Source organism: Rhizobium sp. 'Codium 1' (assembly GCF_020889605.1).
Classification (GTDB): domain Bacteria; phylum Pseudomonadota; class Alphaproteobacteria; order Rhizobiales; family Rhizobiaceae; genus Allorhizobium; species Allorhizobium algae.
Window position 1 is genome coordinate 138824 of sequence record NZ_JAJGPW010000008.1, and the last position, 18072, is coordinate 156895.

The 18072-nt window shown below is 63.3% G+C and carries 20 protein-coding genes; 7 read left to right on the top strand and 13 right to left on the bottom strand.

What is annotated here, in order from left to right:
- Window positions 1-13: 13 nt before the first annotated feature.
- The 4 genes from LJE98_RS18130 to xylF form a co-directional block, all read right to left on the bottom strand.
- Entirely contained in the window at window positions 14-520 is a 507-nt protein-coding gene (locus LJE98_RS18130; RefSeq protein WP_229576667.1) for a DUF305 domain-containing protein, read from the bottom strand.
- A gap of 233 nt (window positions 521-753) precedes the next feature.
- Window positions 754-1539 (bottom strand): ATP-binding cassette domain-containing protein, encoded by a 786-nt coding sequence (locus LJE98_RS18135; RefSeq protein WP_229576668.1) that lies wholly within the window; start codon window positions 1537-1539, stop codon window positions 754-756.
- 14 nt (window positions 1540-1553) lie between these two features.
- Window positions 1554-2867 (bottom strand): sugar ABC transporter permease, encoded by a 1314-nt coding sequence (locus LJE98_RS18140; protein ID WP_229576669.1) that lies wholly within the window; start codon window positions 2865-2867, stop codon window positions 1554-1556.
- A 236-nt stretch (window positions 2868-3103) separates the two neighbouring features.
- Window positions 3104-4144 carry a D-xylose ABC transporter substrate-binding protein gene (gene xylF / locus LJE98_RS18145; RefSeq protein WP_229576670.1) on the bottom strand — a complete coding sequence of 347 codons (1041 nt, stop codon included), beginning with the start codon at window positions 4142-4144 and terminating at the stop codon, window positions 3104-3106.
- Window positions 4145-4381: 237 nt separating this feature from the next.
- Between xylF and LJE98_RS18150 the strand changes: the two genes are divergently transcribed.
- From LJE98_RS18150 to LJE98_RS18165, 4 genes are all read left to right on the top strand, one after another.
- A complete protein-coding gene (locus LJE98_RS18150) occupies window positions 4382-5593 on the top strand; it encodes an ROK family transcriptional regulator (RefSeq protein ID WP_229576756.1) in 1212 nt (403 codons plus the stop codon).
- Window positions 5594-5905: 312 nt separating this feature from the next.
- Entirely contained in the window at window positions 5906-6118 is a 213-nt protein-coding gene (locus LJE98_RS18155) for a hypothetical protein (RefSeq protein ID WP_229576671.1), read from the top strand.
- Between the two features lie 72 nt (window positions 6119-6190).
- Entirely contained in the window at window positions 6191-6895 is a 705-nt protein-coding gene (locus LJE98_RS18160) for a haloacid dehalogenase type II (protein WP_229576672.1), read from the top strand.
- Between the two features lie 96 nt (window positions 6896-6991).
- Window positions 6992-7240, top strand: a complete 249-nt coding sequence (locus LJE98_RS18165) for a DUF982 domain-containing protein (protein ID WP_229576673.1) — start codon at window positions 6992-6994, stop codon at window positions 7238-7240.
- A gap of 33 nt (window positions 7241-7273) precedes the next feature.
- Here the strand turns inward: LJE98_RS18165 and LJE98_RS18170 are convergent, their stop codons facing one another.
- The 3 genes from LJE98_RS18170 to LJE98_RS18180 form a co-directional block, all read right to left on the bottom strand.
- Window positions 7274-8224, bottom strand: coding sequence for a hypothetical protein (locus LJE98_RS18170; protein ID WP_229576674.1), 951 nt, complete (start codon window positions 8222-8224; stop codon window positions 7274-7276).
- Window positions 8225-8366: 142 nt separating this feature from the next.
- Entirely contained in the window at window positions 8367-8807 is a 441-nt protein-coding gene (locus LJE98_RS18175; protein WP_229576757.1) for a YqaA family protein, read from the bottom strand.
- Between the two features lie 179 nt (window positions 8808-8986).
- Entirely contained in the window at window positions 8987-9298 is a 312-nt protein-coding gene (locus LJE98_RS18180; RefSeq protein WP_229576675.1) for a hypothetical protein, read from the bottom strand.
- A 151-nt stretch (window positions 9299-9449) separates the two neighbouring features.
- Here LJE98_RS18180 and LJE98_RS18185 point away from each other — a divergent pair, with 151 nt between their 5' ends.
- The gene (locus LJE98_RS18185) at window positions 9450-9839 is read left to right on the top strand and encodes a DUF1622 domain-containing protein (protein WP_229576676.1); all 390 of its coding nucleotides are present in this window, start codon (window positions 9450-9452) and stop codon (window positions 9837-9839) included.
- 34 nt (window positions 9840-9873) lie between these two features.
- Here the strand turns inward: LJE98_RS18185 and LJE98_RS18190 are convergent, their stop codons facing one another.
- Together LJE98_RS18190 and LJE98_RS18195 are read right to left on the bottom strand one after the other, a co-directional pair.
- Complete coding sequence (locus LJE98_RS18190) at window positions 9874-10353, bottom strand: DUF421 domain-containing protein (protein WP_229576677.1); 480 nt, start codon at window positions 10351-10353, stop codon at window positions 9874-9876.
- 44 nt (window positions 10354-10397) lie between these two features.
- Window positions 10398-10751, bottom strand: coding sequence for a hypothetical protein (locus LJE98_RS18195; RefSeq protein WP_229576678.1), 354 nt, complete (start codon window positions 10749-10751; stop codon window positions 10398-10400).
- A 137-nt stretch (window positions 10752-10888) separates the two neighbouring features.
- On the opposite strand from LJE98_RS18195, the gene LJE98_RS20245 reads away from it, so the two are divergent.
- Window positions 10889-12436, top strand: coding sequence for a sensor histidine kinase (locus LJE98_RS20245; RefSeq protein WP_229576679.1), 1548 nt, complete (start codon window positions 10889-10891; stop codon window positions 12434-12436).
- A gap of 42 nt (window positions 12437-12478) precedes the next feature.
- On the opposite strand, the gene LJE98_RS18205 is transcribed toward LJE98_RS20245, so the two are convergent.
- Both LJE98_RS18205 and LJE98_RS18210 read right to left on the bottom strand, forming a co-directional pair.
- On the bottom strand, window positions 12479-13294 hold the full coding sequence (locus tag LJE98_RS18205) for an SDR family oxidoreductase (protein WP_229576680.1): 816 nt from the start codon (window positions 13292-13294) through the stop codon (window positions 12479-12481).
- Between the two features lie 8 nt (window positions 13295-13302).
- The gene (locus tag LJE98_RS18210) at window positions 13303-14496 is read right to left on the bottom strand and encodes a phytanoyl-CoA dioxygenase family protein (protein ID WP_229576681.1); all 1194 of its coding nucleotides are present in this window, start codon (window positions 14494-14496) and stop codon (window positions 13303-13305) included.
- Between the two features lie 97 nt (window positions 14497-14593).
- On the opposite strand from LJE98_RS18210, the gene LJE98_RS18215 reads away from it, so the two are divergent.
- On the top strand, window positions 14594-15610 hold the full coding sequence (locus LJE98_RS18215; RefSeq protein WP_229576682.1) for a LacI family DNA-binding transcriptional regulator: 1017 nt from the start codon (window positions 14594-14596) through the stop codon (window positions 15608-15610).
- A 23-nt stretch (window positions 15611-15633) separates the two neighbouring features.
- On the opposite strand, the gene LJE98_RS18220 is transcribed toward LJE98_RS18215, so the two are convergent.
- Both LJE98_RS18220 and LJE98_RS18225 read right to left on the bottom strand, forming a co-directional pair.
- Window positions 15634-17322, bottom strand: a complete 1689-nt coding sequence (locus tag LJE98_RS18220; protein ID WP_229576683.1) for a methyl-accepting chemotaxis protein — start codon at window positions 17320-17322, stop codon at window positions 15634-15636.
- Window positions 17323-17662: 340 nt separating this feature from the next.
- Window positions 17663-18055 carry a hypothetical protein gene (locus LJE98_RS18225; RefSeq protein WP_229576684.1) on the bottom strand — a complete coding sequence of 131 codons (393 nt, stop codon included), beginning with the start codon at window positions 18053-18055 and terminating at the stop codon, window positions 17663-17665.
- Window positions 18056-18072: the final 17 nt, after the last annotated feature.

The window sequence follows — 18072 nt, forward strand, 5'->3', positions numbered from 1 at the left end:
ATCGGGCGATCGCTCACGGCTGCTCCGGGACGGCTGGGACAGACGGCGCGAGATCGGGAGCGTCTTGCGGTGGCGGATTGGCCTCGAGGTCGGCGATCAGGCTCTTCATTTCCGCAATTTCCCGCACCTGTGCCTCAATGATTTCATCGGCCAGTTTGCGCACGCGCGGATCCTGGATATGGGCGCGTTCGCTGGTCATGATGGCGATCGAGTGATGCGGGATCATCGCCTTCATGTAGCTGACGTCGCCGACCGTCTCCTGGCTGCGGACCAGCCAGAGAGAGCCGGCGAAGACGACGACGCTGGCGGCGATGATAAAGGCGTTGGTGCGGCCGTTTGGATACATAGAGGCCATGAAGCCCATCATGACCATCGCCATGACTGCGCCCATCAGCAGCGCCATCCAGGTGCGTGTCTGGCTGTAGGTGACATGATCCAGCGCATAGGTGTTGAGATACATCAGGACAAACATCACGACAGTGGAGGTTGCGATCATAGCGGCGAAACGGGTGTAGGACATCAGGCGCCTCCGGGCATCAGGACGGGCCGCAAGCGGCCCATGCCGGGCCCCGATGCGGCGTATGATGGCGAAAGGCGCAAGGCGCGAGGATTGTTCCATGGGCGTGCGAAGGGGCGTGCATCGCGGCGGTGGAAGAGCGTCACGCGCAACCTGACCTCAGAGCCGTTGCAGGGCCCCGAACGCAAACGAGGGGGCTTTCGCCCCCTCGCCTGTCGTTCATCTCGCTTCGACCATCACGCCGTCTGCATGGCGCCCGGTCCTGGCACGGCTCCCGGAGGGCACTTGCCGAGGATGATCATGCCGAGCACTTCGTCCTTGGTGACATCTTCGGTGCGGGCATGGCCCACAACGCGACCGTTCTTCATGACGAAGACGCGGTCTGCGAGGTCGAAGACGTCGTGGATGTCGTGGCTGATCAGGAAGATGCCGATGCCGTCTTTCTTCAGCTGCATGATGAGGTCACCGACCTGGGCGGTTTCCTGCGGCCCCAGTGCTGCCGTCGGTTCGTCCATGATCAGGATCTGGGCATCGAAGAGGATCGCACGCGCGATCGCCACCGACTGGCGCTGACCACCGGAAAGCGCCTTTACCGGCTCCTTGAAGCGCTGGAAATTGGGGTTCAAGCGCCCCATGACTTCACGCGCCTTGGCTTCCATCGCGACGTCATCGAGCGTGCCCCAGGGGGTGCGCAACTCGCGGCCGAGATAGAGGTTGGCGGCGGCATCGACGTTATCGGCGACGGCAAGCGTCTGGTAGATCGTCTCGATCCCGTATCGCTTGGCGTCGCGCGGATTGTTGATGTCGGCGAAATCGCCACGGACCAGGATATCGCCGTTGTCGCGCTTGTAGGCGCCGGAGAGTATCTTGATCAGGGTCGACTTGCCGGCACCATTGTGGCCGAGCAGGGCCACGACTTCGCCGGGGAAGAGGTCGATGGAGGCGTCATCGACGGCATGGATGCCGCCGAAGGCGATGGAAACGTTACGCATTTCCACGAGGGGGGTACGTTTTTCCGACATGATTTCAGCTCCCCTTACTTCGCACGCGAGCGGTAGACGGTGTCGAGCCAGACCGCAACGACGAGCACGATACCGATGACGATGCTCTGGAGCGGTGTGTCGAGACCGAGCAGAACCATGCCCGAATTCAGTGATTGCATGACGATGGCGCCAAGCATGGCGCCGGCGATGGTGCCGACGCCACCGGCAAGCGACGTGCCGCCGATAACGGCTGCCGCGATGGTGTAGAGTTCGTCGAGCGTGCCCTGCGCATTGGTCGCGGCATTGAGGCGGGCGGTCGAGATGGCGGCGGCGATGGCGCAGAGAGCGCCCATCAGCGCGAACATCTTGACGATGACCCACTTGACCTTGATGCCGGCGAGTTCGGCGGCTTCCGGATTGCCACCGATCGCGAAGACGTAGCGGCCAAAGCGAGTGCGGTTGGTGATGAAGGCCATGACCATGGCAATGCCGATGGCGATCAGCACCGGAACGGCGATGCCCAGGCCGATCTGCAGACCACCTTCGGGCCAGGCGATGCCATTGGCCTCGGCATATCTGCGGGCCAGATTGACCGGCATGTAATAGCTGTTGGCCACCCAGACGGCACCGAGCACGGCAATGCAGCCGGAGATGGCGAGGAAATATTCCGCCCAGACCGGGCGCAGAGGAAAGCCGAAGCGGCGACGCTGCCGGCGGGTGTTGAGAATGGACAGTACGATCAGCAGGCAGGCGACGAGGCCGACGATCCAGCTTGCGGTGACGCCGATCGAACCATCCGCACCACCGCCCATCAGGCGGTAGGTGGTGTCCATCGGGGCAACCGTTGCACCTGACGTGACCATCCAGGCAGCCCCGCGCCAGACGAGCAGGCCGCCGAGCGTGACGATGAAGGCGGGTACGCCGAGGAAGGCAATGATGGCACCATGCAGCGCGCCGATCGCGGCGCCGGCGAGAATGCCGGCCGACAGGGCGATGATCCACATCATCGGATGTTCGAAGCCGATGATCGGCGGCAGGATGCGGGCCTGAAGCACCGCCATGATCATGCCGACAAAACCGAGGATCGAGCCGACGGACAGGTCGATGTTGCGGGTAACGATGACCAGCACCATGCCCGTTGCCATGACCGAAACCGAGGCGGCCTGAACCGAGAGGTTCCACAGGTTGCGCGAGGTCAGGAAAAGGCCGTTCGACAGGATGTCGAAGCCGACCCAGATCAGCCCCAGCGCGATCACCATGCCGAGCAGGCGCGTGTCGATCTCGGTGGCCTGGAAGAAGCGCTTCAGCGCTGAAACATTGGATGCCCGGGCTCCGTGCGCGGGTGTGGCAAGGCTGTTATCCGCCATACGAATTATTCTCCCCAGTCGTTTGTCGGCTTGCGAAGGCCGCGCGTCTTGCGCAGGCCTGCGGGATTCGTACCCGCCTTGCGGATCGGGACATCTCATTCTGTGGTGAAGCCTGCGACAGGCGGCCCCTTAAAGCCGTGTTGCCGGCCCTCGCCGCGATGCGTCCGACCAGTCGAAACGCCGCAGCGCAATGGCTGCGGCGTCCCGGCTCAAGCTCTGTGGTCAGTCACGGTCGATCAGTTGCAGGCTGCAACAGAACCGGCGGCAACGCCCTGGCAGGCCTCTTCCTTGGAGATCCAGCCAGCGTCGATGACGGTGGCGAGGTTGTCCTTGGTGATCGGCAGCGGAGCGATGAAGTAGGAGTTCATTTCGACGCCCTTCGGGCCGCCGGCGAACTTCACGGTGCCTTCGACTTCGTCCATCGACTTGCCGGCAGCAAGTTCGTTGGCGATTTCAGCAGCCTTCTTGCCGAGTTCGCGGCTGTCCTTCCAGACAGACACGGTCTGGGTGCCGAGTGCGACGCGGTTCAGAGCGGCCTTGTCGCCGTCCTGACCGGAGACCGGTACGGCGCCAGCGAGACCCTGGGCTTCCAGAGCCGCAACCACACCGCCGGCCATGCCGTCGTTGGACGAAACAACGGCGTCAACCGCGTTGTTGTTGGCGGTCAGGAACTGCTCCATGTTCTTCTGAGCAGCTTCCGGCTTCCAGCCGTCCGTGTAGGCTTCGCCGACATTCTTGATCTTGCCGGAGTCGATGGCTTCCTTCAGGACTTCGATCTGGCCCGAATAGAGGAAGTCGGAGTTCGGGTCGGTCGAGGCGCCCTTGATGAAGACGTAATTGCCTTCCGGCTTCGCCTTGAACACTTCGCGAGCCTGCATGCGGCCCACTTCCTTGTTGTCGAAGGTGATGTAGTAGGCGTCCGGGTTCTCGATCAGGCGGTCGTAACCGACGACCGGGATACCTTCAGCGGTGGCCTTTTCGATGGCCGGGCCGATGGCTTCCGAATCCTGGGCGAGAACGATCAGAGCGTTTGCGCCCTGTGCGATCAGGCTTTCGACATCGGTCAGCTGCTTGGCGGCGGACGTCTGGGCGTCGGCAGAGATGTACTTGTTGCCGGCGGCTTCAAGCGCTGCCTTGATCGCGGCTTCATCCGTCTTCCAACGCTCTTCCTGGAAGTTCGACCAGGAGACGCCTACGGTCAGGCCTTCTGCATTGGCAACGGAATGCAGGCTCACGATGACGGCAGTCGCTGCCATCAGCTTCAATACGGATTTCATTTTAAACCTCCCAAGGTGAAAGCGGACCGTCGGAAGACCTCCCAACCTACGACCCGCTGCGAAACTGCCCTTACCCCATGGACCCCCGTCCAATGGTTTTTCTCGACAGTCGAGAAAATAACTGGCAGAAGATTCCCACGCTGTCAACATGGCCTGGCGGAGGCTTGCAAAGACAGTGACCAAATGCTTTGGGAGGAGCATGCGGTGGATCAGACAAGAGCGGGCGGCAAGCCCATCATGACAGCCAGTCCGAGGGCGAGCACGGAAGCTGTGCGCCACCAGAACAACGGGCTTGTGCTGAAGGTGCTCCGACGCGAGGGGCCGCTTGCGCATACCGATCTTTCGGCCGCGACGGGGCTTTCATCGGCAACGGTTTCCGCCATTACCACCCATCTCGAAAAGAACGGATTGCTGGAACGGCGCGAGGTCGCCAATGCCGGCCAGCGCGGTCGACCGCGCGCGCTTTTTGCCCGGCGGCGGGACGCCGCCCATGTGATCGCCGTGCGCATTTCCTCGCATGCCGTTCAATATTCACTCGCCGATTATCGCGGCACGATGATCGACCGAATCGAGGAGGCCCGCGAACAGGGTCTGGAATCGCCGGGGCGTTTTCTCGAGGGGTTTCGCGCCGCGATCGCCCGGCTGATCCAGCGCTCGCGCCTGCCCTCTTCGGCCATCTCGACGATCTCCATTTCCAGCAAGGGACTGGTCGACCGCGAGGGTGCAAAGCTGCTCTGGTCGCCCGTCTTCGGCTATGAAGAGCTCGACTTCGAGACAGCACTCACCGAGTTCGGCGGCAGCCGCATCCAGCTCTTCAACGAGAGCCTGCTCGTGACCCATGCGCTGGCACTGCGCCTGGAGAAGACCCGCGGAACGCCTCTCGCTTCGCTCGCGACACTGTCGCTCGGCCACTCGATCGGGCTCGGCATCGCCTATCGCGACCAGCATGGCGATCTCGAGATCCGGGCCCCGAATTTCGGCCATATGCTGCATGCCAATGACGGCAAGCTGTGTCGCTGCGGCGCGATCGGCTGCATCGAGGCGTCTGCCGGCTTTTACGGCATCCTGCGCATGGCCTTCGAAGTGCCGCCGGACACGATCCCGGCGAAATTCGTGCCGCTTCTGGAGATGGAAAAAATCGCCAGTCGCGCCCGTCAGGGGCATCGCGCCTCCGAATATGCCTTCCGCCAGGCGGGTCTGGCGCTCGGCCAGGGACTTGCGCGGATGCTGAGCCTTGCCGAGGAGACCATGCCGATCGCGATCACCGGACCCGGCACACGCTTCATGGATCTTCTGACCCGCGGTCTCGACGAGGGGCTGGCGCAATCGCAGCATGTGCGGGTGCGGGGGGCGCCGGAGATCCTGATCATTACCGAGGAGGAGACGCTGGTCTTCGAGGGGCATGTCGACCGGGCGCTGACGGAGATCGATCAGGATCTGGGCGAGTGACGCAGCCCGTCGGGCGGCGATCGACGTCTTGCGTGCGGAGGGGCCTGGCTGGCAGTCGCGAATCAGTGCGGCGCTGAAGAACCCTCTGGGGGCCTCAACCCGGAACCCGACAGGCTATGGTTGGCTTTCCCGGCGTTTGCCGGTGCCTGATCTTCCATTTTTGGATCGACGCTAGGCAAAAGCTCAGGCATAGCAGCATCCAGTTCAATATTCGGCGTGCCGGTGGCCATCCACTGTGCCAGCGCCATCCGATCTGCGGCAGAGCCTGAGGCTGGCAAGGCTGAGATCGGCATTGTCCGGAGAAAGACCCCGATGATCAAGATCATGGTATTGCTGCATGCGGCCCAAGGCCGGGACTGGCAGACACCGCCGAAGGGTACGAGCCTGAAGACCCTGGGCGAGGCTGAGGAACAGGGGCTGATCGAGATCCGTGGCGAATTCCAGAAACGCCAGTTCCGGTTGACACAACGCGGCTTCGATATGGTCGAGCATGACCGGGGCCGCCTGGCGGCCCGGCGGAGCTGAGACCAATCGCCAAGTCAGGGCGACTTGATCACCTTCGGCCGGCGCCCTACCCTCCTGCAAGGAGGAGTATTCATGACAGTGACCGCATCAAACGACGCCGGCGTGAGCGAGGCCCGCCCAAAGGCCTATGTCTTCGACGCCTATGGCACGCTGTTCGACGTGCATGCCGCCGTGCGCCGGCATGCGGCGACGATCGGGCCGGATGCGGCAGCCTTTTCCGATCTCTGGCGGGTGAAGCAACTCGAATATACCTGGGTGACAAGTCTGATCGGGCAGTACCGGGATTTCTCCGCACTCACACAAGACGCGCTCGATTTCTGTTTCGCCCGGTATCCGGCGGTGGATCGTCGTCTCAGGGACGATCTCCTCGATGCCTACAGGCGGCTCGACTGCTTTCCTGAAGTGCCCGGTGTCCTGACCACGCTTCGTGAGCGAGGGGCGAAGATCGCGATCCTTTCCAACGGCACGCCCCGCATGCTCGACGAGGCCGTGGCCGCAGCCGGCATTGGCGGCCTGATCGACGACATTTTCTCGGTGGATGCGCTGAAGATCTACAAGACGGCGCCGGCGGCCTATGCGCTGGTCACGTCCACCTACCGGATCGCCGCACCCGACATCGCCTTCCAGTCCTCCAACCGCTGGGACATTGCCGGCGCCAAGGCCTTCGGCTTTGCCTGCCACTGGATCAACCGGTCCGGCGCGCCGGACGAGTACGTGGATCACCCGCCGGACGAGATCTTCTCATCGCTCGACGGGCTGGTGCCGAAACGCGCTTGAGTGGATCGGCGATGGCGGAAAGGCGATTTGACCTTTATAGAGCCGCCACGAACAGGCGCTGAAGCGCCACTTGAGACGATGGAAAGACGAAGAGACATGACGCAGACCTGGAGCAAACCCGTGATCCTGCACGGGATCGGCGAAGAGGGCGAGGATGTGGTCGTCGACTGCTCGCTCGGCGCGTCCTGGGCGCTGATCGAGGATTGGCCGGAGGAAGAGAGCGAGGCGCTGGACAAGGCGCTGTTGGTGCTCGGCGCCGTGGCCCAGGGCAAGGCGAAGGAAGAAGACGGCCGCAAGGCGCTGATTTCGGCAGCACTGGCAGCCGGGGTGAAGATCACCGCCTGACCTCCCGCTGACCGTCTCGGTATCTTATCTGCCTTATGGCGTGGCTATCGGTGCCGCCGTTGCGTCGGACGGCAGAAGTGTCGCTTCATCGACAGGTTGTTCCGATGGTGCCGGCTCTTCAACTACCTCTGTCGTCGGATCTGTTACTGGATCCGTCACGGGATCGGTGACCGGATCGACCACAGGATCGACGGGCGGTTCGACCGGTTCTGCAGCCGCGAGTTCCTCCCTGATCTCATCGATCTTGCCAATCGCCGGTCCGACACCGAGCAGATCCTTGGCCCAGTCGAGCGTGCTATCATCAATGGACGTGCCGGGCTTTGCTGCAGCCTCAAGCGCCGCGCGCAATGCGTCGTCTCCCAATGTCTGATCCGTGGGAAGCGTGTCGATGCCGCTTGCAAGCTCGTAGGTCGCATAAGCGACCGCGTAGTCGCGGATCGCCGCCATGCGCGGGTCTGCGGAGTTCAGGTAGGCGCGGTAATTGCGGTTCAGCGAATTCAGGCCGGCGAGGTCGGCGTTGGCGGGTCGGACTTCAGGCTTCACCTTGGGTACAGACGCGAGCGTGGTGACGGGCTCGGTCGGCTGAACTACGGTCGATTTGCGGCTTGGAGCCTTAGCTCGCTTTTCGGATAGCTGCGTCTTGCCAGGCTTCTGTGCCTTTCCAGTAATGGCAGCGAAAGTCTTCGTCAGAAAATTGCCCTTCACGCCCTTGTCTTTGGCAGCCGCACTGGCGTGGCCGCGGTCTGCAGACTTGGCTTCTCGACCATTGGAGCCACGGTCCTTGCCGGCGCCGCTGTCGCCGCTCTTGCCGCCACCGTTCCCGCCGCCGTTCCCGCCGCCGTTGCCACCACCATTTCCGCCACCGCCCTTATCCTTGGCAAAGGCCGTTGTCGCGCCCCCGATACTATCGGAGAAAGGCACAAGGGGTGCCGTCGACAGTGCAAGGGTGAGAGTTGCCAGGGCGGCAAGATTGGAGATCTGCATGGTTTTTCTCCGGACTGGGTGGGCAAGCATTGTAGAGCAGGACGTTATTTTGGAGCATCGCAGGCACGCCTGATGATCCCGTCAACACATCCATTAGAATTTTAGCGGATTCTATCCGGCAGACACGCAGGCCAGGATTGTATTATCCCGCAACCTGCAATGTAGCCGCCGCGAGCACGATGTAACGCCCGGCCTTGGCGAGCGTAACGAGCGCGAGGAATGTCAGGAAGGGCGTGCGCAATATGCCGGCGACGACCGTCAGCGGATCGCCGATGATCGGCACCCAGGACAAAAGCAGCGACCAGATGCCGAAGCGGCGATACCAGGTCTCGGCTTGGGCGAGCCTTGGCCGGGACACCGGAAACCAAGGGCGGTCGCGGAAATGCTCGATGAAGCGGCCGAGCAGCCAGTTGACCACGGAGCCCAGGACATTGCCTGCCGTCGCGACAAGCAGCAAAGCAACCACCGGCTGGTCGTCGGCAAGGATCAGACCGACGAGCACGGCTTCCGACTGGGCCGGGACGATGGTCGCAGCCAGGAAGGCCGCGAGAAAAAGCGCGAGATAGGTGGCAAGAGCGGTGATCACCGGCGAGCACTATCCCGGCGCGACCTGTCTGGCAATCATCCCTTGACCATGTCGGCCAGACGGGCATGCCCGGCCACTCTCATTGCGGATTGCCAGATCAAAAAAAGGCCGCCATGCATCCGTTTCGATGCATGGCGGCCGGACGGCCCCTGGGGCCGGCATCGGTAGAGGAGATGTCAGACGACGCGGCGTGCGGCATCCTCGATGCCGCCGGAAGACGGCGCATCGACTTCATCGGCATCCTTCACGGTCGTGCCTTCCACGCGTGCGCCCGGCTTGAGGCCGGTCGGCCCCTGCTCGCGAACGGCATGCGGGGTCGGCGTGGTGATGGCGCCATGATCGGGATCGTTCACGTCCTGTCCAGACACGCCGCCGGCGCCGGTCGTGTCTTCCTCCGGGGCCTCGCGCCGCCCGCGTTCGCTGGTCGCGTCGGCGATCAGCTGGTCCAGCTCATCCCTGGTCATGGTGCTCAGATCGAAGTTCTGCATGTCGGTCTCCCTGTCGCCTGGTGGCCTTTCGAATTGTCGGCAGTATTCTTGCATTCAACGCGCGAGCGGCCGAAAGGTGCCGGGCATGCGGATCGGAACCTGCAACCGAATGCCGTGCCGGACGTTCCAGTTTTGAAGAGGAAGAGGCGCAATGGACTTTGTCAGCATCATGCATGTGATCACCCGCGCGATTGAAGCCGTCGGCGTGGCGGTCATCGTGATCGGAATCGCGATCGCTGGAATTGCCTATCTGAAGGCGCCCGGCACGCTCGATGCCTATAGCAGCTTGCGGGCCGGCATGGGGCGGGCCATCCTGCTCGGCCTCGAGCTGATGGTGGCCGGCGACATCATCAACACGGTGGCGGTAGAACCGAGCCTCGATTCGGTGCTTGTGCTGGCGGTGATCGTGGTGATCCGCACCTTCCTCAGCCTCTCCCTGGAGGTGGAAATCTCGGGTCGCTGGCCGTGGCAGGGTGTGCCCAGTCCACAATCCCTGCATCGGGCAACCGAGAGGGCGGACAAGAAAGACGATGCGGACTGACGCGCGCGGCGCGTGCCTTCACTCCGCCAGGATTTCACCCCTTCACGATGCTGAGCGTGCCGTCACTTTCGAGTATCACGGCCGCAACGCCACTGAGTTCCGCGCTGCCATTGGCGCGCACGGCGCTCATGACCTCATCCTCGGTCACGCGCTGGCTGATCATGGCGGCGTCACAGAAACTGCCACTCCTTGCAAGAAGCGTCGGCTCGGAACGGACGGCTCTTGCGAGCCGGCCGGAGCGCACCGAGGCAAAGGTGACGAGATATTGCAGCAGGATCAGCAGTCCGAGGGCGGCGGCACCTTCCGCAAGCGCAATCGATTCCTGCAAGAGGATCGCAGAGAGCGTTGATCCGAGCGCAACCGTGACGACAAGGTCAAAGGCATTGAGCTTGGACAGGGTGCGCTTGCCGGAAATGCGCAGGAAGAAAACCAGCGTCACATAGGCAAGCGTTCCGACGAGAAGTGTGCGAATGATGCCAGGCCAACCCTGGAACAGCATGCTCTGCCAGTCCATCCCATTATCCTTTCAGCTCCGTTTCGGCCCGACCGGTTGCGTGTTCAGCGCTGCGGGTTGTCGGCATTGGCGAGCGGAGACGGTCGGCCATCGAGGCCGTCGTCGCCCTGACGCTCCCCAGCATCTTCCATGTCCTGTTCGACAAGATAGGCATCCGGCGCACTGAGACGGCCCGCCTCGCGAAGGGCGTCGTGGCGTGCCGCGTCCGGGCCGGCGCCGGGCCCGTCGTCCAGCCGTTCTCTTCCACCGCCGTTGCCGCCTGTCTCGCCGGACGTAGTCTTGCGCATCCGGTCGGCATTGCTGCCGGGTTCGCGGGCTTCGCGATGGTCCGAAGCCTCTGCCGGATTGCCGAGCTTGCGCTGGCCGTTCTCGCGGTGGTTGGTCGTTTCGTCCGTCATCAAGCGTCTCCTTGCCATTGCCATTCACCTTTTCAACGGTGCGGCGCATGGATCGTTCCCCCGGTTGCATCACGGAACCTCGCATGCTCTAAAAGCGACATAGGAATTGAAGTCTTTTCGCAGGAGAGGTGTCTGGCGTGACGATCTGGGGGCCCGACATGGTCTTGCGCTGGTTTCGGACCATCCAGCTCGGCAGTGTCGTTCTGCCGGTCGTCGGCTGCCTGATCTGGGGCGGCATCGCCTTTCAGGAGCAGAAGGCCATCGCGATCGACCATGCGGTCGACACTGTTGCTTTGGTCCGGCAATATTCCCAGAGGCTGATCGGGACGGAGATCGTCAAACATGGCGCGGCCCGCAGCCGGGTTTCGGGCGAGCCGGCCGATTTCATCCGATCACAGGCCTTTCACAGTTTCCTTGCCGGCATCGATGCCCGCCAGCAGGACAATTTCGGCCTCGTGGTGATCAGCGACGAGGGACAGGTGGTCGCCTCCAGCCGCATGTTCCCGGTCGATTCTGGCGTCGTCGTCACGCTTGACTACGTGCAGGCGATCCGGAATGGCAGCCGGCTCTTCATCGACCGCATCCGGCTGGAGCCGGGCGGCGAAGACGCCATGATCGTGGCCAGTCCCTTCATCACCAATGATTTTCGCGGCATGATCGTCTCATCGGTGGCCACCGAGACCAGCCGCAGCTTCCTGCGTTCGGTGGCGGCCCATGTCGATGAGGCGGCCTCGCTGATCCGCGACGACGGCAAGCTCATGGTGCGTCAGGTTCCCGGCGAGCCGATCCTTCTTCCGCCCGACACGCCTGCCCGGCAGAACATGGCCGTAGCACCCGAAGGGGTCTACGAGGCCCTCGCCGTATCGGACGGGATCCGCCGCATCTATGCCTACAGCCGGTTGGAGCACATGCCGCTTACCGCCAATTTCGGCGTTCCCACGCGATCCATCTTTACTGCCACGGTGTGGAGCGCCATGCCCGTCTGGCTGCTGATGGTCGCCATGGGGGCGTTCACACTCGCCGCCACGTCTCTCGCGCGGCGCAGCATGCTGGCGCAACGGGCGACCGACCGGCAGGCTCTGAAACTGACGGAAGCGGAGAACCTGGCGCAGCAGCGGGCCGAACTGGTGCGCGAGATGAACCACCGGGTGAAGAACAATCTCGCCCTGGTGACGAGCCTCATCAATATCCAGGCACGGCGCGGCAGCATCGATGCGCAGGACCTGCAGTTGCGGGTGCGGGCGCTCGCAGAGGTGCATGATTTGCTCTACCGCTCGAACCATGGCGAGACGATCGACCTGGGCGACCTGTTGCGCCGGGCGCTCGACCCGGCGACGCTTGTGCCGGAGGATCGGGCAATCACGCTGCAGACCGTGCTGCCGGATGGCATCGTGGTGTCGGCCGACCGGGCATCGCCGCTGACGCTTGCCGCGCTCGAACTGGTGACAAATGCTGTGAAACACGCCTTTGCCGGCCGGGAGACAGGCATTATTCGCCTCGTGCTCGAAGAGACAGGCGATGGTGCGGCGCGCCTGACTGTCGAAGATGACGGGATCGGCATGGAGGCGGAGACGACGCGCCGTTCCGGCACCGGACTGGTCGATGCGTTCGTTCGCCAGATAGACGGCGAGATGACCCGCGAGACGAGTGACGGGACACGCTACGAAATCCGCTTCAGCCTTTGAGGGAGGCCGGGTCGGGGGTGCCCCGACCTCCCTCGCCTCTCCTCAGAGCGTCATCTTCTCCTTCGGATGCGGGCTGTCCTCATAGGCGCCCCAGACCGACTGGTCGAAATTGATCGTGGCGCCGGTCATCAGGCCGCTCTCCTGCGACGACAGATAGGCACAGGCACGGGCAATTTCGGCCGGGTCGACCAGCCGTCCGAAAGGCTGGCGGGCGGCGGCCTTTTCCAGCCAGTCCGAGGACGCGCCGTGAAATTCGCGCTGGATGCGGTCTTCGCCGTCGCTCGCCATCCAGCCGATGTTGAGAGCGTTGCAGCGGATGCGGTTCTTCAACAGGCCGAAGGCGACATTGCGGGTCAGCGTGTCGAGCGCGCCCTTGGAGGCGCAATAGGCGGCGATGAAGGGCTGGCCGGCCATTGCAGACATGGAGGAGATGTTGACGATTGTGCCCTCGATGCCATCACGCAGCATCAGCTTGACCGCATCCTGGATGAGGAAGAAGGGCGCGCGGGTGTTGATGGCGAACATGCGATCGAACAGGGCCTCATCGGTGTCGAGAATGGTGCCGCGATCGGTGATGGCAGCGACATTGACCAGGGCGTCGATGCGGCCGAAGGTTTCGTCGGCGGCGGCAATGACCCGGCGGCAATCCGCGACATTGCCCAGATCGGCGGCGACGAAATGCACCGGGATGCCGTAGCGCTCGGTGATGTCACGCGCCTTTGCCTGGCCCTTGTCCCGGCTGCGGCCGCAGATGACGAGGCCACTCGCGCCGCGCTCGGCAAAGAGCCGCGCGACCTCCGCGCCGAGCCCCTGCGTGCCGCCGGTGACGACGGCGATCTTGTTGTCCAGTCTTCCCATTGTCTTCCTCATGCCCTGCGCTTGGCAGCCTGTGTCTCGACGAGCGCTGCGAAGGCATCCGGTTCCATGCCCGCCTGCAGCGCTTCCGTCATCATGGTGTTCTGCGTCTTCGGCGCAAGGCCACCGACCGGGGGATCACTGTCGAGGTTGGTCGGGAAGGCATATCCCTCGGCGGTTGCGGCGATGGCATTGGCGATTTCGGCCGAGGTCAGCGATCCAGTCCTCTCGGCAGCCAGCAGGGCCGGATAGACGGCCCTGCACATGGCGTCGCGATCGACAGTCTCCATGGCGCGACCGAAGGCGGAGGAGACCTGCAAGAGGTTCGCCATGCGCCAGATATCGGTGGAGACATTGTTGCCGGCGCCATGCATGAGCGCCGGATTGAAGAAGACCGCGTCGCCCTTGGACAGCGGCAGCTGGACATGCCGTTCAGCAAAGACGGCCTGGAATTCCGGCCGGCCGAAGGCGAGGTAGCCCTCAAAGAAGCTCTGCGAATAGGGCAGAAAGAGCGTCGGGCCGCTTTCGACCGGCATGTCGCAATGGGCGACCGCACCCTGCAGGGTGAGCACCGGCGAAATGGCGTGGATGTGGCCCGGATAGGCCTGCATCTGCTCCGGCGACATGAAGCCGAGATGGTAGTCGCGATGCGGGACCTGCGCCTTGCCGCCGGGATTGACCCGGTTCATCTGCGCCGTCATCTGGTAGCCGCGACCGAGCCAGGCTTCCGATGCCATGGCGATCGCATCCGATGCATAGTAACGGGCGAAATTGTCGGGGTCGGCGAGCGCGTGTTTCTGCAGCGCGTTCCAGATGCGGTCATTGGCGCCGGGCTTGGCGAAATGGTCTGCGGCGGCCTTGCCCGCTTCCTTCTCCGCCTGGACGATCTCGTTGAAGACCTCGGTGGCGCGATCGATCACGGCATGATCGGCAATGGCCGCCCTGATGACGATCACCCCGGGTCCGGTCGAGAAGGCTTCGACCCATTCCGCCATCAACTCGCGGCGGCTGTCGGGATTGCGGGCCAGCCTGTTCACCGTGTCCCCGTCGTAGATCAGGACATTCTTTTCCACCCCCATGGCGAAAGGCCAATCTGCGGGATTGGTTTCCTGCGCGACGAGCGCGCGAAACGGCTCGATGTCTCCGGCCTGGGTGTCGAGCCAGACCTTCTGGCGTCGGCGGCTGCTCAAAATCCTGACATCCATGACTTCCTCCCGAAATGCTCTTTTCGACTTGACCATAGACAAGACGCGCGCGAGACATGAGCAGGTAAAGACCTCAAAAACACCTCAAGGTTAGACCATGCGCCCACCCTTCCCGCTCAAGGAGATCGCCCTGCAGTCCGGTCTCAGCCTCGCCACCGTCGATCGGGCGCTGCATGGGCGCTCGCATGTGGCCAAGGCGACGGGGCTTCGCATCGAGGCGGCGATTGGCGAGCTCGAGCGGCAGTATGCGCAGGCGCGCATCGCCGGGCGGCGCCTCGTCATCGACATTGTCATGGAAACGCCGCAGCGCTTTTCCAATGCCGTGCGCGCCGCCTTCGAGGCGGAACTGCCGGCCCTGCGGCCAGCCTCGCTGTCGGCCCGCTTCCATGTAGCCGATAGGTTCGCGGAGCGCGACCTTCTGGCGATCCTGGCGCGCATCCGCCGACGCGGCAGTCATGGCGTGGTGCTGAAAGTGCCCTCGACGCCGGCGGTCGCCGACATGGCGGGCGGGCTGATGCAAAGCGGCATTCCCGTCGTGACGCTGGTGACCGACCTGCCGGCGCCGGTGCGCCTGGGCTATGTCGGCATGGACAACCGGGTGGCCGGGGCAACGGTCGCCTATCTGCTGGCGCGCATGGCGGGGCCGACCGGGGGCAAGGTGCTGCTGACGCTGTCGAGTGCCCGGTTTGCAGGGGAAGAGGAGCGGGAGCGCGGCTTTTGCGATGCACTGCAGCGGGATGCACCGCATCTTGGGGCCGTCACCGTTTCGGAAGGCTTCGGCGTCGATCGCACGACCGAGCAACAGGTGAAGGCGGCGCTCGCAGCCGAGCCCGAGATCCGCGCCGTCTATTCGATCGGCGGCGGCAACCGGGCGATCCTCAGTGCGTTTGCGCAGGAGAATCGCAAGATCGACGTCTTTGCCGCCCACGATCTCGATGCCGAAAACCGCACCCTGCTGGCAGGCGGACAACTGACCTTCGTCATCCATCACGACCTGCGCCAGGATGCCCGCAGCGCCTGCCAGATGGTGATGGCACATCACCGCATGCTGCCGAAGGATTTCCGCATCGCCCCGTCACGGGTGGCGATCGCCACGCCGCATGAGGTGATGTGAAAGGGCGATCCCTTTTGCCCCCCTCAGGCCGCCCGACCCACTGCGTTCTGCATCTGACCGGGTTTCAGTGCCGAGGTCTGGAAACGGGAAACGAGGCCATAGAGGTCTCTTGCGCCGTCGGCGAGCGAGTTGGCGGCAGCGCTCGCCTCTTCCACGGTCGCCGCACTCTGTTGCGTCACCTTGTCGAGCATGCTGATCGAGCCGTTGATTTCGCCGATACCCTGAGCCTGATCGCGAGCCGCGACCGAGATCGCATCGACGTTGCCGTCGATTTCCTGAACCTGATCGACGATCGACACGAGCGCATGGCCCGTCTTGTCGACGAGGGCGACGCCATGGCGGACAGCATCCGCGGACTTGGCGATGAGGCCCTTGATATCCTTGGCGGCGCTGGCCGAGCGCTGGGCGAGTTCACGCACCTCCTGGGCAACAACGGCAAAGCCCTTGCCCGCCTCTCCCGCCCTTGCCGCCTCGACGCCTGCATTGAGCGCCAGCAGATTCGTCTGGAAGGCGATCTCGTCGATAACGCCGATGATATTTTCAATCTCGCGCGATGAGCCGGCGATTTCGCCCATCGCCGTGGTCGCCTGTGTGACGATCGTGCCGGAGGCCTCGGCATTGGCGCGGGTCTCGCCGACAAGGCGGGTGGTATCGAGTGTGCGGGTCGTCGTGTCCTTGACCGTGCGGTTGATCTCTTCGAGAGCAGCTGCCGTCTCCTCGACCGTCGCTGCCTGACGTTCACCGTTGGAGGCGATGCTGTTGGAGACCTCACTGATGACGGCGGCATTTTCAGACAAGGTCTGGGCCGCCCGCACGATGCCGGTCATGGTCTGATCAAGCGCTTCGGCCGCCGTGTTGACGTCATGGCGCGTGTTCTCCAGCACCGGATCAAGCGATTCGGTGAGGCGGACGGTGAGATCGCCATCGGCAAGGCGCTTGATGGCCTGGCCGATGATCTTGACGGCGCGCATGCGCGGGCTGATGTCGGTGGCCACCTTGATCACCTTGTAGACCTTGCCGCGCGAATTGAAGACCGGCGTATAGGCAGCCTGGATCCACACCTCGCGGCCACCCTTGCCGTAACGGACGAAATTGGAGGCGATGAATTCGCCGGCGCGCAGGCGCTCCCAGAAACGGGCGTAATCTGCAGTGTCGACATAGGCGGGATCGCAGAACATGCGATGGTGCTTGCCGATGATCTCGGCCTGGTCATAGCCCATGGCCTTCAGGAAGTTGTCGTTTGCCTGCACGACGGCACCGTCGACCTCGAACTCGATGATGGCCTGCGACTGGTCGATTGCCCGCAGGCGATTGCCGTCATGCAAGGCGGCGATCTTGCTCGCGGTGATGTCGGAGGCGATCTTCAGGATTCGCACCACGCGGCCCCCATGAAAGACCGGATTGTAGGTCGCCTCGATCCAGACATCGTCGCCGGCCTTGCTCTGGCGGCGGAACTGGCCGCTCTGGAAACGACCCGCAGCGAGATCTGGCCAGAACCGCTGGTAATCTGGCGACTGGCGGAGTTCCTCGTCGCAAAAGATGCGGTGGTGCTTTCCGACGATCTCCTCAAGGCGGTAGCCGAGGGTCTTCAGGAAGTTCTCGTTTGCCTCGAGGATCGTGCCGTCCGGCGCGAACGAGATCATCGCCTGCGCTTTGGAAAGGGCTCTCATGTCATCGGCAAGCTTGTTCGCGTTCAGGTAGTTCGACAGCATGTTGGCCCCTCGCCTTGAATACATGCATCAATCAAACCCGCTTCATGTTAACGACTGCTAAATGACAGCATGGTCTCGCCGCAAATAACAAACGCAATGCGCGAATTTTTTTCGCTGAAAACAATATTTGATTGAATTCACGATGGCTCACAGGCCCTGCGATACAGCGCCACCCCAATTCTGGGATGGTACAGACCGGTGACTGGCCGTGCAGATGCCCATGCCATGCAAGCCCATTCTCATGTTCCAGGAATGGAACAATAAATCCGATCCGCGAGCCAATAAAAAAACCGCCGGATCTGCATCCGACGGTTGATTTGCTTTTGCAACGACTGATGGCTCAGACGAACTGGCTGAGGCCCGGAACGGAGGCGACCACCTCGTCGACCACGTCAGCACCGGCATATTCGCGGGCAACCGACATGGTTTCCTTGGCGAGGGTGGAGATCTCGCCCATGCCGAGCCCTTGAGACATCAGCTGCTGGCCGAGACCCATGACGCCGCCGCCGCCGATGGCGCTCATCAGGCCACCGAGCAGACCGCCGCCGCCGGAACCTTCGCCATTGTGCTTGGCAACCAGTTCAGCGGCGCCGGGGATCGCTTCGATCATCTTGGCGACCGGGCCGTCAGCGGCTTCACGCTGCAGGAAACCGAGCATCATGCCGAGCGCCGTTTCGGCCTTGTCCGGGGAAATGCCGACACTGTCGGCGATGCGGGTGACGATTTCGCTCATTCTCGAAGTCCTCCTGA

What these genes read in the sequence shown, in the direction of transcription:
- LJE98_RS18130 (WP_229576667.1), bottom strand. Translation starts at nt 520, where the DNA reads ATGTCCTACACCCGTTTCGCCGCTATGATCGCAACCTCCACTGTCGTG.
- LJE98_RS18135 (WP_229576668.1), bottom strand. Translation starts at nt 1,539, where the DNA reads ATGTCGGAAAAACGTACCCCCCTCGTGGAAATGCGTAACGTTTCCATC.
- LJE98_RS18140 (WP_229576669.1), bottom strand. Translation starts at nt 2,867, where the DNA reads ATGGCGGATAACAGCCTTGCCACACCCGCGCACGGAGCCCGGGCATCC.
- xylF (WP_229576670.1), bottom strand. Translation starts at nt 4,144, where the DNA reads ATGAAATCCGTATTGAAGCTGATGGCAGCGACTGCCGTCATCGTGAGC.
- LJE98_RS18150 (WP_229576756.1), top strand. Translation starts at nt 4,382, where the DNA reads ATGACAGCCAGTCCGAGGGCGAGCACGGAAGCTGTGCGCCACCAGAAC.
- LJE98_RS18155 (WP_229576671.1), top strand. Translation starts at nt 5,906, where the DNA reads ATGATCAAGATCATGGTATTGCTGCATGCGGCCCAAGGCCGGGACTGG.
- LJE98_RS18160 (WP_229576672.1), top strand. Translation starts at nt 6,191, where the DNA reads ATGACAGTGACCGCATCAAACGACGCCGGCGTGAGCGAGGCCCGCCCA.
- LJE98_RS18165 (WP_229576673.1), top strand. Translation starts at nt 6,992, where the DNA reads ATGACGCAGACCTGGAGCAAACCCGTGATCCTGCACGGGATCGGCGAA.
- LJE98_RS18170 (WP_229576674.1), bottom strand. Translation starts at nt 8,224, where the DNA reads ATGCAGATCTCCAATCTTGCCGCCCTGGCAACTCTCACCCTTGCACTG.
- LJE98_RS18180 (WP_229576675.1), bottom strand. Translation starts at nt 9,298, where the DNA reads ATGCAGAACTTCGATCTGAGCACCATGACCAGGGATGAGCTGGACCAG.
- LJE98_RS18185 (WP_229576676.1), top strand. Translation starts at nt 9,450, where the DNA reads ATGGACTTTGTCAGCATCATGCATGTGATCACCCGCGCGATTGAAGCC.
- LJE98_RS18190 (WP_229576677.1), bottom strand. Translation starts at nt 10,353, where the DNA reads ATGGACTGGCAGAGCATGCTGTTCCAGGGTTGGCCTGGCATCATTCGC.
- LJE98_RS18195 (WP_229576678.1), bottom strand. Translation starts at nt 10,751, where the DNA reads ATGACGGACGAAACGACCAACCACCGCGAGAACGGCCAGCGCAAGCTC.
- LJE98_RS18205 (WP_229576680.1), bottom strand. Translation starts at nt 13,294, where the DNA reads ATGGGAAGACTGGACAACAAGATCGCCGTCGTCACCGGCGGCACGCAG.
- LJE98_RS18210 (WP_229576681.1), bottom strand. Translation starts at nt 14,496, where the DNA reads ATGGATGTCAGGATTTTGAGCAGCCGCCGACGCCAGAAGGTCTGGCTC.
- LJE98_RS18215 (WP_229576682.1), top strand. Translation starts at nt 14,594, where the DNA reads ATGCGCCCACCCTTCCCGCTCAAGGAGATCGCCCTGCAGTCCGGTCTC.
- LJE98_RS18220 (WP_229576683.1), bottom strand. Translation starts at nt 17,322, where the DNA reads ATGCTGTCGAACTACCTGAACGCGAACAAGCTTGCCGATGACATGAGA.
- LJE98_RS18225 (WP_229576684.1), bottom strand. Translation starts at nt 18,055, where the DNA reads ATGAGCGAAATCGTCACCCGCATCGCCGACAGTGTCGGCATTTCCCCG.